The organism is Runella limosa DSM 17973 (assembly GCF_000482465.1).
GTDB classification, from domain to species: domain Bacteria; phylum Bacteroidota; class Bacteroidia; order Cytophagales; family Spirosomataceae; genus Runella; species Runella limosa.
In genome coordinates this window covers 122335-136194 of record NZ_AXVJ01000043.1, presented here as the reverse complement: position 1 = coordinate 136194, position 13860 = coordinate 122335, and the positions used below count along the sequence as shown (strand labels likewise).

At 45.2% G+C, this 13860-nt stretch carries 8 protein-coding genes; 5 read left to right on the top strand and 3 right to left on the bottom strand.

Annotated features, from left to right (window positions below; all coding sequences use genetic code 11):
- Positions 1–114: 114 nt before the first annotated feature.
- Together dnaJ and K339_RS0104565 are read right to left on the bottom strand one after the other, a co-directional pair.
- On the bottom strand, positions 115–1272 hold the full coding sequence (gene dnaJ / locus K339_RS0104570) for a molecular chaperone DnaJ (RefSeq protein ID WP_028522563.1): 1158 nt from the start codon (positions 1270–1272) through the stop codon (positions 115–117).
- Between the two features lie 4 nt (positions 1273–1276).
- Positions 1277–1825 carry a nucleotide exchange factor GrpE gene (locus K339_RS0104565; RefSeq protein ID WP_028522562.1) on the bottom strand — a complete coding sequence of 183 codons (549 nt, stop codon included), beginning with the start codon at positions 1823–1825 and terminating at the stop codon, positions 1277–1279.
- A gap of 364 nt (positions 1826–2189) precedes the next feature.
- Between K339_RS0104565 and K339_RS0104560 the strand changes: the two genes are divergently transcribed.
- Complete coding sequence (locus K339_RS0104560) at positions 2190–3572, top strand: S8 family peptidase (RefSeq protein ID WP_028522561.1); 1383 nt, start codon at positions 2190–2192, stop codon at positions 3570–3572.
- Positions 3573–3633: 61 nt separating this feature from the next.
- Here K339_RS0104560 and K339_RS0104555 read toward each other — a convergent pair whose 3' ends face one another.
- Positions 3634–6336 carry a putative LPS assembly protein LptD gene (locus K339_RS0104555; protein ID WP_211243777.1) on the bottom strand — a complete coding sequence of 901 codons (2703 nt, stop codon included), beginning with the start codon at positions 6334–6336 and terminating at the stop codon, positions 3634–3636.
- A gap of 333 nt (positions 6337–6669) precedes the next feature.
- Between K339_RS0104555 and K339_RS0104550 the strand changes: the two genes are divergently transcribed.
- From K339_RS0104550 to K339_RS0104530, 4 genes are all read left to right on the top strand, one after another.
- The gene (locus tag K339_RS0104550) at positions 6670–7812 is read left to right on the top strand and encodes a Gfo/Idh/MocA family protein (RefSeq protein WP_028522559.1); all 1143 of its coding nucleotides are present in this window, start codon (positions 6670–6672) and stop codon (positions 7810–7812) included.
- A gap of 209 nt (positions 7813–8021) precedes the next feature.
- Positions 8022–8876 (top strand): type 1 glutamine amidotransferase, encoded by an 855-nt coding sequence (locus tag K339_RS0104545; RefSeq protein WP_028522558.1) that lies wholly within the window; start codon positions 8022–8024, stop codon positions 8874–8876.
- 350 nt (positions 8877–9226) lie between these two features.
- Positions 9227–10426 carry an ATP-grasp domain-containing protein gene (locus K339_RS0104535; RefSeq protein ID WP_028522557.1) on the top strand — a complete coding sequence of 400 codons (1200 nt, stop codon included), beginning with the start codon at positions 9227–9229 and terminating at the stop codon, positions 10424–10426.
- A gap of 353 nt (positions 10427–10779) precedes the next feature.
- Complete coding sequence (locus K339_RS0104530) at positions 10780–13857, top strand: SusC/RagA family TonB-linked outer membrane protein (RefSeq protein WP_028522556.1); 3078 nt, start codon at positions 10780–10782, stop codon at positions 13855–13857.
- Positions 13858–13860: the final 3 nt, after the last annotated feature.

Here is a 13860-nt window from a genome sequence, read left to right as displayed (position 1 = left end):
TGTGGGCTATGGGTTTAACTTTACCTAGTCATTTGCAAAGTTTCGTACACCCCCTTTGTATAAACAAAAAACGGGCACCTTTCAGCGCCCGTTTTTTGTTTATCCTTGCTATTTCTAGTGGAAGAAATCCTTCATTTTTTCAAAAAATCCTTTCTCATTTTTTCCAGGTTTAGGCTGGAAATTGGGAGAATTACGGAGCTTTTCGAGCAGGGCACGTTCGTCGCTGCTTACCTGTTTTGGCGTCCAAATATTGATATGGATCAACTGATCACCACGGCCGTAGCCATTGAGCTCTTTGATTCCTTTTCCTTTCAAACGCAAAATTTTACCGCCTTGAATACCCGCTTCAATCGGTACGCGTGCCTTGCCGTCGAGGGTAGGGACTTCTACGGCTGTTCCCAATGCAGCATCAATAAAGCTGAGGTGCAAGTCATAGACCAAGTTGTTGCCATCGCGCTTCAACTGTTCGTCTTCTTCTTCCTCTACGACAATCAACAAATCTCCTGCGATACCGCCACGTGGAGGCACGTTTCCTTTGCCGCTCATGGAAAGTTGCATTCCGTCGGCTACTCCTCCTGGGATTTTGATGCTAATCAAATCCTCTTCTAACACCCGTCCTTCACCTGCGCAAGCTTCACAACGTTCGGTGACAATTTTTCCGTCTCCGTTACACGTAGGGCAGGTGCTGGTCGATACCATTTGGCCGAGCATCGTGCTTACTACTTTTCGTACTTGGCCGTTTCCGTTACAAGTATGACAGGTTTTAAGCGAGCCACCATTTTTAGCGCCGTTGCCGCCGCAGGTGTTGCAACTTACGTAGCGTTTTACTTTGATTTTTTTATCAGCTCCTTCGGCTACTTCGCGAAGGTCTAATTTAAGTTTGATGCGGAGGTCGGTTCCACGGCGGACGCGACGGCCACCGCCGCCACCACCACCACCGCCAAACATATCCCCAAATGGCGACGAATCGCCAAATATATCCCCAAACTGAGAGAAAATATCGTTAATGTCGAAACCTTGGCCACCACCAAAGCCGCCGTTTCCGCCCATGCCTGCGTGCCCAAACTGGTCATAACGTTTGCGTTTTTCGGCATCACTGAGCACTCCGTAGGCTTCGGCAGCTTCTTTAAACTTTTCTTCTGCCGACGGGTCGTCAGGATTTTTGTCAGGGTGGTATTTGATAGCCAACTTACGGTAGGCTTTCTTGATTTCATCCTCCGACGCCCCTTTGCTTACGCCAAGAATTTCGTAATAGTCTCTTTTTTGTGCCATTATCTTAACTGCCTATCACTACTTTAGCGTAGCGAATTACTTTTTCGTTCAAGAAATACCCTTTTTCAACTTCATCAATTACCTTCCCTTTTAAATCCTCGGTTGGGGCTGGGAACTGCGTAATCGACTCGTGTAGGTCTGCATCAAATACTTCCCCTTTTGCCGTCATTGGTTTTAAACCTTTGGCTTCGAGTGTTTTGGAGAACTTGTTGTAAATCAACCCAACACCTTCCTTCAACGGGGCAATTTCACTTACGGTGTCAAACGATGCCATTGCACGTTCAAAGTCGTCAACTACTGGCAACACCGCCTTCATCAATTCTTCGTTGGCATTTGAAATAAGGTCGAGTTTTTCTTTAGCAGTACGGCGGCGGAAGTTCTCAAAGTCGGCGTATAAACGCAAGTATTTGTCTTTCAATTCCGTTACTTCAGCTTCCAATTTTTCTGTTTTGGTTACTTCCGTTTCTTGCGCTATTTCTGTAGCCTCTGGTGTAGGCGTAGTTTCTTCTGCCACAATCTCTTCGTTTTGGATTGGTTCGTTCTCGGTTGTCATATTTTTAAAATACCTTTATTGCTCTTTTTTATAACTACAAATATCTAAAATTTCTTTGCCACAGTAGCCAAAACTGACAGATTGGCAGATGGGTTATTGTGCAAAGGGGAATAAATAAAACCTCAACTGTGCTCAGGGTTGCTCATAACCCGCTTGAGAGGGTAAAACATAAGAGGGAAGCCTTAAAATAAAAAATATACTATTTTATTGTAAATTTTAAAAAAAAGACTCATTTTAGCATTGCACAATCGCACTTCTATTTTTTTATTCAAGTTATGAAAATGTATTGTTTACCCCTTGATATTCAAAAGAGAAGGTAGGTTGTGTCTTCACGTTTTCTTAATCTCAAACAAACTTTATCGTTATGCGTACAGTTACAAAATGGTTATGTGCAGCCACATTGAGTGCTGCCGTTGTAGGGTGCCAAGTTGAGCTGGCTCCTACCGAGCAACCTTCATCAACACCTTCACACAACGCTGCACGAGTCGGTATCGACTATGTTGCCAACGAAATGCTCGTGAAATTTAAGGCAGGTACTGCTTCCAGTAAAAAAGCGGAGGTATTAGCTCGTCTTGGTGGAAAAGTCAAAGAAGAAATCTACACCAAAATGATGGAAAAATTTGGTGATGGACAACAGGTATTGCTTGTTGAGCTTCCGTTGCCTGCCCTTGAAGCTATTGCCCAAGCCAAAGGTTTGGGTGAAATTGAGTATGCAGAACCGAACTACATTTACACAACTGATGCTACTTCTAACGACACCTATTTTACCAATGGGTCGCTTTGGGGAATGTATGGTGCTGCCACAACCCCCGCCAATCAGTATGGTAGTCATGCAGCAGTTGCTTGGGCAAATAACCACACAGGTTCGAATACGGTTTATATTGGAATCATCGACGAAGGGTACATGTACACCCATGAAGACCTTGCGGCAAATGCGGGCGTGAATCCAGGAGAAATTGCGGGTAATGGCGTTGATGACGACGGAAACGGCCTCAAAGATGATGTCTATGGCTGGGACTTTGCGGGTAATAATAATACTGTTTTCGACGGAGTAAACGACGACCATGGTACGCACGTAGCAGGAACCATTGGCGGGGTCGGAGGAAATGGCAAAGGGGTAGCAGGCGTATGCTGGAATGTGAAGCTACTCAATGCTAAGTTTCTAGGTTCAACGGGCGGAACAACTGCCAACGCAATCAAAGCGGTAGATTATTTCACTGATTTAAAAACTAGACATGGTATCAATTTAGTAGCTACTAGCAACTCTTGGGGGGGCGGAGGTTTTTCACAAGCCTTGAATGACGCCATTGTTCGGGCTAACAATGCGGGGATTTTGTTTATTGCTGCCGCAGGTAACAACAGTAGTAACAACGACGCTACGGCCAATTATCCTTCTAATTATAACGTTGCTAACGTCATTGCAGTGGCGTCAATCACTAATACAGGGGCATTGTCAAGCTTCTCTAACTATGGAGCCACTCAAGTAGATTTAGGTGCTCCAGGTTCTGGAATTTGGTCAACTGTACCGAAAAAATCAGGAAATAAAATTCTATCTGCCTACGCCAGCTATAATGGTACTTCTATGGCTACACCTCACGTATCAGGTGCAGCCGCTTTGTACGCAGCATCGAACCCTGGAGCTAGTGCTGCTACTATCAAAAACGCACTTTTATCAACTGTAACTCCAACAGCTTCGCTTAGTGGAAAAACTGTTACGGGCGGACGCCTCAATGTGAGTACGTTCTAATAGCTATTTTAGAGCAATAACAACAAAAAAGGGTTTTCTTTTGAGAACCCTTTTTTGTTACCTAAAACCCACCCTGATCGTAGAATGTACGGCGGCGTGAAAGTTTCAAATCTCGCAAAAGGGCGGATTTGGCGCGGATTTCAAAGTTGTAGTTATTGGCACGGAAGCCTGACCCTGCAAAAGGCGTCCAGTTGAACGACATTTCCCAGCAGTGCAAGTCGCGAATGATACCGACATTGGTAATCGAAGGTGCTTTGGCCACGACGTCAACGCCCGTCGAATACGTAAATTTCCACTTAGGAGTCAAGCTAAAGTCACCCTGCATGGTCAGGGCCTGAATGGTCGTTGCTTTGGCCAAGCCTTGTTTTGTGTATCCGAAGTTGTAACTAAAATTAATCGTCCACGGAATGTTAAAATCGACATAGGCCGCAGGATTGGCATTAATCATCCGTTGTTGTTCTTCGGTGTTAGGGGTATTTGCTTTTTTAGGCTTATCGGCACCTTTGGGGGCAAACCGCGTCGAAAAGGCAATGTTCATATTCGACAATTTTGCCAACCCTTGGTTTGCCATCACCGAATACTTATTGATTTTACGTCCAACCGTACCGTAGGCCGCGTCTTGCACGTAGGCGTAGGGGTCAAAACTAGCCGAGAAGTTGAAATTCAAGTTTTTAAACAACTGCGCATTGGCCGCCAAACTAATATCCGACATGTTGAGCGAGTCGGCCATGAGGTTATACGAACCGTTCAAACTCAAGTTGTCCAAAATAGATTTTTTCTCAAACTGTTTGCCCGTAGAATCGGATTTAGGGCGGAGTTTGGCTTCAAATAAGTTGTTTAAACTCCACGAAATAGCGGCGGCAGAGGTACCTGAGGTCGTTAAGTTTCCACCCACGGTCCGATAACGATTCAAGTAACGCACTTCGCCCCGCTCATTAACCACCGTTTTTTCGTACAAATTCGACTGGTCAGGAACATAACTAATACTCGCCGAAGGAATCACAGTATGGCGAATGGCCTCCAAGCGTTTTCCTTTGATAAACATTGTTCCATAAAGGCGCGTATTGACGCTGGCACTAAACGAAACATTGTTGGCAAAATAGAACCCTTTGAGGGTATCGACTTGTACTTTGTTTCCGCTGATGTATTTGTATTGAAACTTTTGCGTAAAGGCATCTCCCGACATCGAAATCCCTGGAGTGATGTTGATATAGCGGAATAGTTTAATGTTGGGCAACGAAATCGGAATCGAAAAACGCCCCGTAAACTGTGAATTTTTGATAAACTGGCTGAATGTTTCGGCATTCAACGCATAAGTAGTGATGGGACTTGTGCTACTTCCGACCACGTTAGAAGGAGGATTCGCCCATACAAATCCCAAGCGTGCACTTGATGTATCGGCATACACAATGTTGTTGTTGGCCGTTAGCCCTCCGCTGAAATCCATCCCTAAACGAAAACTTTCGTACCAAGCACCCGTACCCCCTTTGAGAGCAAAAGGAGCGATTTGGTTGATACCGAAGTTAAAATCAATGCCTGCATCAATCGCCCCTGGGTCAATTTGTTTGCCTTCAGCATCTACTTTGGAGCGGTCGGGAAAACGCTGGTTGACGCGCACGCTGGTTCCCATTCGCGCAAATTGCCCAAACTGCTTGTTGTATTGTACCGAAGACCCCGCCACGTTTTGGATGTAGCGCTGGGTGCTAAATTCGTTGAACTGGTTGAAGCTATTGCTACCGATGTTGACCGATGCGCCAAAACTCGACGTTCCTCGGGTGACGGGCGTGTGCGTCCAGTTGAGGCTAAAATCGTTACGTGGTTTGTTCAATACCTTGATTTCGTTTCCTTGAACGTTGCGGTTGAAGCGCAGGTTAAAGTTTCCGTTGAAACGGTATTTGACCGAATATGGCATGGCTAGTCCCACTCCCCAGCTTCCTCGGGAGTAAATCTGCCCCGTAATACTCATGTTGATTTTGTCACTAATCGCCCAATAGTAGCCCCCGTCGCGGAGGTAATAACCACGGCCATTGGGTTCTTCGCCGTACGTAGGCATGATGAGGCCCGACGTACCAATTTCTTTTTTCTTAGGAATGGGGAAAAAACCAAAAGGTAAACCAAGGGGCAAAGGCACATCGGCGATTACTAAATTGAACGGCCCTGAAATGACCTGTTTTTCGGGAATGACTTTGATTTTTTTTGCCGCGATGTGGAAGTGCGGGTGTGTCAGGTTACAGGTCGTATAAATCGACCCACGAATATACATATTGTCCTCGGCGTCTTTCTTTACCGTTGTCCCACGGATATTGCCATCGCCTTGTTGGGTAACAATACCTTTAATAAATCCTTTTCTTGTCTTGAAATTATATCGCAGTTCTTTGGTGTCATACTTTTCGCCGTTGTCCTCAAAAATAGGTTCTCCAACCCACTTTTTGGAGGTTGTATCGTACGTTCCTTTGGCAAAAACCTCGTTGGTTGTCCAGTTTAAGCGAATGTAATCCGCCTGTAGCACAATGGCTCCGTAAGTTACTTTGGCTTGCCCGTAAAGATGCACTTCTTGGGCGGTAGGGTCCATAATGGTCGAATCTTTGGCGCTATAGACCACCGTGCTTTTGAGGTCGCTTTCGGCTTGGAGGGTATCTTTTTTGGTACTATCGGCATTGGTCATGGTGACTCCAATGCCAGGCAGTGATGCCGAGCGCTTTTGGAGCGAATCGGGAGCTACAACGGGGCTCGTTGGTTTACGAGGAAGTAATCTTTGGGACATTGCCCCAAAGTTGCCCACCAAGATTAGGGCCAAACATAGCAGCCAATGGGCGGCACTTGCGATACTCTTCTGTGTTCGTGGAGACAACTTTACAACTACTTTATTTGCAAAAGTACGGCATTCCGCGTTTTGAAGGGACGAAAGTTTGTTAAAAGTTATTAAACTCCTTTTTTGTCGCACCTCAATTTGCTTCTCTCATCAGTAAAATCAGACTAGCCAAGCCTTAAAACGTCAGACTATTAAACTTCGTGTGCTGTAGGTTGGTGACAAGTTTTCTAAAATTACATTAACTTGCGCCACCAATTATAAACCCACGTTCAAACCCAAATTACTATGTCCAAAACTCAAGTAGCCGTAGTAGGTCTTGGCTTTATCGGGCCAGCCCACATCGAAGCTTTACGGCGTTTGCCCGACGTTGAAGTAGCAGGTATCGCCGATTTTTCGGCCGAAATCGCCCAAGCCCGTGCCCAATCGCTCGGCACAGCCGCTTACGATTCGTTTGACGACCTTCTTCGCGACGATTCTATCGAATGCGTTCACATTTGTACGCCTAACTTCCTTCACTACGAGCAAGCCAAAAAAGCATTGTTGGCGGGTAAAAATGTGGTTTGTGAAAAACCACTTGCCACCACAACCGCTCAAGCCGAAGAATTGGTAGAGTTGGCCGACAAATTGGGCTTGGTCAATGCCGTTCACTTCAACCTTCGCTATTACCCGTTGATTCGTCAGATGAAAACGATGCGTGAAAAAGGCGAACTCGGCGATATTTATTCGGTACAAGGTAGCTATTTGCAAGACTGGCTTTTCTTACCGACCGACTACAACTGGCGTTTGGAGCCTTCACAATCGGGCGACTCACGTGCCGTTGCCGATATCGGTTCGCACTTATTCGACCTTATCGAATACATCACGGGGCTTCACATCACCGAAGTAATGGCAGATTTCAATACGGTTCACAAAACGCGTATGAAGCCTAAAAAAGCCATCGCAACCTACTCGGGCAAATTGCTCCAAGCTTCTGATTACGAAGAAGTACCTATTACTACGGAAGATTTTGCCTCGATTTTGTACCGTTTCGACAACGGAAACACGGGCGTAGCTACCGTGAGTCAGGTATCGGCAGGTCGTAAAAACCGCTGCTCACTCGAAATCAGCGGTGCCAACCAAACCTTCAACTGGTGCTCAGAAACGCCTAACGAAGTATGGATGGGGCGTCGTGAAGTAGCCAACCAAGTGTTGTTGCGTGACCCTGCCCTTGCCCACGAAGAAGCACGTGCTTTGATGACTTTCCCAGGTGGCCACAACGAAGGCTTCCCTGATACTTCGAAGCAGTTGTTTAAAGAAGTATATGCGGCGATCCGCAACGGAAAACCAGCTAATCCAACGTATCCAACGTTTGCAGATGGCTTGCGTGAACTTCGCCTTTGCGACAAAATAGTAGAAAGTAGCCGCGAGCGCCGCTGGGTGCAAGTGTAAGACCAGAAACCGTTAGAAACCTTATAGGTTTCAAAAACCTATAAGGTTTAAGGTGTTGAAAACCCATAAGGTTTGATAATATTTCCGTAACTTTGCGGAGAAAATAGTATTTTTACATCGTACCGCCACTGACCTTTATCTCTCTCTTTCAGGAGTTTGAAGCCAGCGGCAGTACGATTTTTTTGTTAAGTAAATAGAGAGACATCACAATGGAGCCACTAAAGATTGCCATTTTGGACATGTACGATGGGTATACCAACGAAGGAATGCGTTGTATCAAAGCCATCACGGAGCGTTTTGTAAATCAAGAAGGAATGGAGGCAACCTATGAGGTATTTGATGTGCGCCAAAAATGCGAAGTGCCTGATTTGAGTTTCGATATTTTTATTTCTTCGGGCGGGCCTGGTAACCCTCAACCAGCGGGCGAACCGTGGGAAAAACCTTTCTTTTTACTCCTTGACCAGATTTGGCAATACAACCGCCAACCGCATCATCCCCGCAAAAAACACCTCTTTTTGATTTGTCACTCCTTCCAAATGGCGTGTTTGCACTGGGGCGTTGGATTGGTTTGTAAGCGCGGCTCGACTTCTTTTGGGATATTTCCAATGACGAAAACACACTTCGGACAAAAAGAGCCGTTTTTCAAAAACTTGCCTGATCCATTTTATGCCGTTGACTCGCGCGACTATCAGGTGATTGAACCTAACCATCATCATTTAGAACGAATCGGGGCAAAAATTTTGGGTATCGAAAAAGAACGTCCGCACGTGGCGCATTTGGAAAGAGCAGTGATGGCGGTACGCTTTTCTCGTGAAGTATTCGGGACGCAATTCCACCCCGAAGCCGACGCCGAAGGTATGCTTCGTCACTTCCAAAAAGACGAAAAACGCGAAGGAATCATTAAAAACCACGGGGAAGAAAAATACAATGACATGGTGACGCACCTCCAAGACCCCGACAAAATCATGCTTACTGAAGCGTCAATTATTCCTACTTTTCTGCGCAAAGCTGCCGAACAACTCAGTGTAACGAATGTCGAAGTCCAAATGCAGATTGTCGAATAAAATACGATACGTTAAACCTGAGCCAAAGTAAGTTTTATTTCAGATTTAATGCATTAAAATATAGGGTCGCTATTCATTGCTCCAGAGGAGCTACATCTTCGTAGAAAAATGAATCAAATCCACCACAAAGCCCCATCGGGGTGACACCGACGCTCGGTAAAAGATGCCACCGAGCGCTGGCCGCCCCGATGGGGCTTTTGGATTGCTTTTGCCCCTTTTGCTACTAAGATTTCGCCTCGCTGACGCTGCTTTTTTTAATGCGTTTAACTTGGTTTTATTTGGAAGAATTGATTTGTTGATTATTTTTGGTTGATGTACTAACCTTTATTGGGGTAAACCTTTTAGTTCCTATGATTACACAACTTCGACAAACGTACAACGCAGCTTTCAGCGAGGAAAAATACAATGAATTTGTTGCGGGCATTCACACCGATTGGCCCAATCAACTCGAATTTAGGGTGGCAGAAACGCCTGTTTTTGTGCCAAAAGCCTTAAAAAATAAACTCATTGAAGCCTGTGAATCGTTTGTGGATGTGATTGTGGGAAGCGAGTTTAAAAACCAAACCCAACCCGCCATTCCTGCTGACCAAAACGTACCAAACGAAAATAATCATAGCTCATTCTTGGCCATTGATTTTGCCATTTGTAAAGATGCGCAAGGGGAGCTTGTTCCTCAACTGATAGAATTGCAGGGCTTTCCGTCGGTTTTTGGGTTTCAAAGCTACGTCACCGAGAAGTTTCGCGATTATTTCCCTATTCCTGCCGACTTTAGCAATTATTTCAGCGGGGTGCGTACGCAAGCTGAGTATATTTCCAAACTCAAAGAAGTGATTGTGGGCAACGAAAATCCCGAAAATGTCATTTTGTTGGAAATTTATCCCGAACAACAAAAGACCCGCATCGACTTTGCCGTAACGGAAGCATTTTTGGGGGTAAAAACAGTTTGTTACACAAAAATCAAAAAGCGTGGACGGGAATTGTTCTACGAAAAAGACGGCCGCGAAATCCAAGTCAAACGTATATATAACCGTTTGATTTTTGACGACTTGGGTAATTTTCCTGACCTTCAAACGGAATTTAACCTTACTGATGATGTGGACGTGACTTGGGTAGGGCACCCCAACTGGTTTTTTCGCATTAGTAAATATACCCTTCCATTCCTCAAATCTCCCTACGTACCCGATACCCGCTTCTTGAGCGAATACGCTGGGCAATTCCCTTCTGATTTAGAGAATTATGTCCTCAAACCTTTGTTTTCATTTGCGGGAAGTGGCGTAAAAATCCACGTTTCTCCTGAAGATTTATCGTCGGTGGCTGACCCTGAAAATTGGATTTTACAACGAAAAGTGGCTTACGAGCCTATCATTCAAGCCTTGGATGGGCTGGTGAAATGTGAGATTCGGATGCTTTATGTGTGGGAAGACGATGACCCGCGCCCGCAGCTACTGACAAGTCTCAGCCGCTTGAGTCGCGGTGAAATGATTGGGGTTCGCTTCAACAAAGACTTTACGTGGGTAGGAGGAAGCACTTGTTTTTACGAGCCTGACTAAGTATATCTCCTAAGTATAACTAACTTTTGATACGGTAAGGCTTTGACTTTTCGGTAATTGTGCGTTATGTTTGTGTTACCAAATAGTCGTTTTCCACACAAAAGAGCATTGTATGCCGAAACTGGCCAAGAAAATCAAGCAGGGTCTTCACCTGCCAATAGATGATTTGTTAAGTATAAACTTCTCAGACAATTTCATCGTATTTTCGTGTCGTTTTTTTAGCCCATTTTGGTCTAACAATTCCTCATTTGTGTAACTTTTATTATACCCAAAGTATTGCTTAAAGAATTCGATTGGAACAATGTTCTAATTTGGTACTTTTTTTATTTATTAACTCTAACAAACTATACTGTATGAGACACATTTTACGTGTAAGCCTATTAGTGGCTACGTGCTTGTCGGTTCTTCTGGCAAGAGCGCAAGACAAGATGGTGACAGGGAAAGTCACCTCGGCAGAAGATGGGGTAGGAATGCCTGGTGTCGCTGTTGCCGTTAAAGGCACAACCAAAGGGGCTAACTCTGACGCTGAAGGAAACTATCGGTTGGCTGTTCCTGACAATGCAACGTTGGTTTTTAGTTTTGTGGGATTCACCGTTTTGGAAGAAAAAGTAAACGGCCGCTCGGAAATCAACGTTCAGCTAAAACCTGAAACAAGAAGTTTGAGCGAAGTCGTTGTGACGGGATACGGCTCACAAATCAAGCGTGAATTGACGGGAAACATTGCCAAAATTCGCCCTTCTGACATTCAAGACATGCCTGTTAATACTTTTGACCAAGCCATCCAAGGCAAGGCTGCTGGGGTACAGGTAACGGCAGGTTCGTCGAAGCTAGGTCAAGCGATTCAGGTGCGGGTTCGTGGTAACTCGTCGGTATCAGCTTCTAACCAGCCTTTGTACGTATTAGATGGAATTCCAGTAACTACCCAAAACTTGAGTAACAACGGTAGTGCTACCAACCCATTGGCAGACATTAACCCACAAGATATTGAGTCAATTGAAGTATTGAAAGATGCTTCTGCGGCGGCCATTTATGGTTCGCGCGCGGCCAATGGCGTTGTGCTTATTACCACCAAACGTGGTAAGTCGGGACGTACAAACATCAACTTCGGTTATCAATTTGGTTCAAGCAAGCCTACGAAGCAAGTGAAGTTTTTGAATACCGAACAGTATTTGAAACTATACCGCCAGGCGGCTGCCAACTCGGATCGTATTGATGGCATTGACCCTAAGGCCGCAGATTCATACACAACTTACATGGAAGATTTCTTCCAAACCCAAAGCTTAGGAACATTTGGTACTGCCAATCAAGCAAGTACTGACTGGGGTGGATTGGCATACCAAAAAGCGCCCATGAGTCAATATGACTTAAACATCAGCGGAGGAAATGACAAAACTTCGTTCTTTGTGTCGGGACAATTGCTTGACCAAAAAGGGATTTTGATTGGCAACGCCCTCAACCGTATGTCGGGTCGTATCAACCTCGACCAAAAAGTATCTGATCGTTTCCGCATGGGAATCAACATGAGCATGGCCCGTACGTTGAACAATCGTTTGTCGGGTGACCGCCAGTTTGACAACCCGATTCAGATGGTAGCTTTGCCTCCAATGACGCCACAGAACGACCCAGAAACGGGTCTTCCAGTAGGAACGCCTCCAGGTGATATTTCGATTCCTGTGTATTATAACCCACTTATCAACATTGGTAATGCCTACTACAATACGACCGTTAGCCGTAGTATCAGCAGCATATATGGCCAATTGATGATTGTAAAAGGATTGAATTTCCGTTCTGAATTAGGGGTGGACGTACTGAACCAACAAGAAGAGTCTTACTATAACAGCAAGACACAACGTAATTTCGGTGCACCAAACGGTTTGGGCGAAAACGCCTTTACTCGGGTTGAAAACTACAACACCAACAACTACTTTACGTACAATAATAGCTTCGGAAAACATACCATCGACGGAACGTTGGGGATGTCTTATCAGCAATCTCAAGAAAAATTTGCCCTTACCCAAGGACAAGATTTCCCTTCGGATGCTTATCGTATGATTGCGAGTGCGGCCCGTAAAACGGCTGGTACTTCTACCGAAACAAACTTCCGTTTCTTGTCGTATTTTGCCCGTGCCAACTACAAATTCAACGACCGTTACCTCTTAGGATTGAGCGCACGTATCGATGGTTCGTCACGTTTCGGACGCGACAGCCGCTACGGTTTCTTCCCTGCGGTTTCGGCGGGTTGGGTACTTTCGGAAGAAAGCTTCTTGCAAAACAATGCTGTTATCAGTTTCTTGAAACTTCGTGCTAGTTACGGACGTACAGGTAACGCCGAAATCGGAAACTTCCCACAACTTGGGCTATACACGGGCGATGCTGCTTATGCAGGTTTGCCAGGCCAGCGACCTTCGCAGTTGGCTAACCCTGATTTGAAATGGGAAACTTCAGACCAGGTTGATATTGGTATTGACTTTGGTATTCTTAACAACCGCATCAGTGGCGAAATTGACTACTACAACAAACAAACTTCAGGGTTGTTGTTGAACGTAAACGTACCAGGTACGACTGGTTTTACTACCCAAGTGAAAAACGTAGGTCGCTTGGAAAACAAAGGGGTTGAGTTTGTATTAAACACCGACAACCTAGTAGGGGCATTTAAGTGGAAAACAAGCATCAACTTGGCCGCTAACCGCAACAAAATCACCGATTTGCAAGGGCAAATTATCGAAGCGGGTCTCAACAACATGAGCCGTGCGGTAGAAGGACAACCACTCGGAACGTACTTTACGGCCGAATATGCAGGCGTAGATCCTGCCAACGGAGATGCCCTTTGGTATAAAAATGTGACAAATACAGATGGCACAATCGACCGTAGTACGACAAATACCTACAACCAAGCACAACGCGTAGTGGTAGGTAATCCACAACCAAAACTCATCGGTGGTTTGACAAACACATTTAGCTACAAAGGGTTTGACTTGAGTATCTTCTTCAATGGCGTTTTTGGTAACAAACTCAATTTCTACGGAGTAGGACGTTTCTCGTCGGCCAACGCTCGTTTTGAAGATAACCAAACTGCTGATCAGTTGGATTCTTGGACCAAAGAAAACCCTGGTGCTCAGTTCCCAGAGGCACGTTTGTTCTTCAACAACGGTGCGCAGCCTTCAAGCCGTTTTATCCAAGATGGTTCGTTTGTTCGTTTGCGTAACGTAACACTTTCGTACAGTTTGCCAAAATCATTGTTGAACAAAGCCAAAATCAACAGTGTGCGTTTGTTCTTGACGGGTCAGAACTTGTTGACCTTCACCAAATACACAGGTTGGGATCCAGAAGTAAATGCCGACGACATTGTAACCAACATTGCGCAAGGCTATGACTTCTACACGGCACCTCAAGCGAAAACCATCACGGGAGGTATCAACATTGGTTTCTAATTT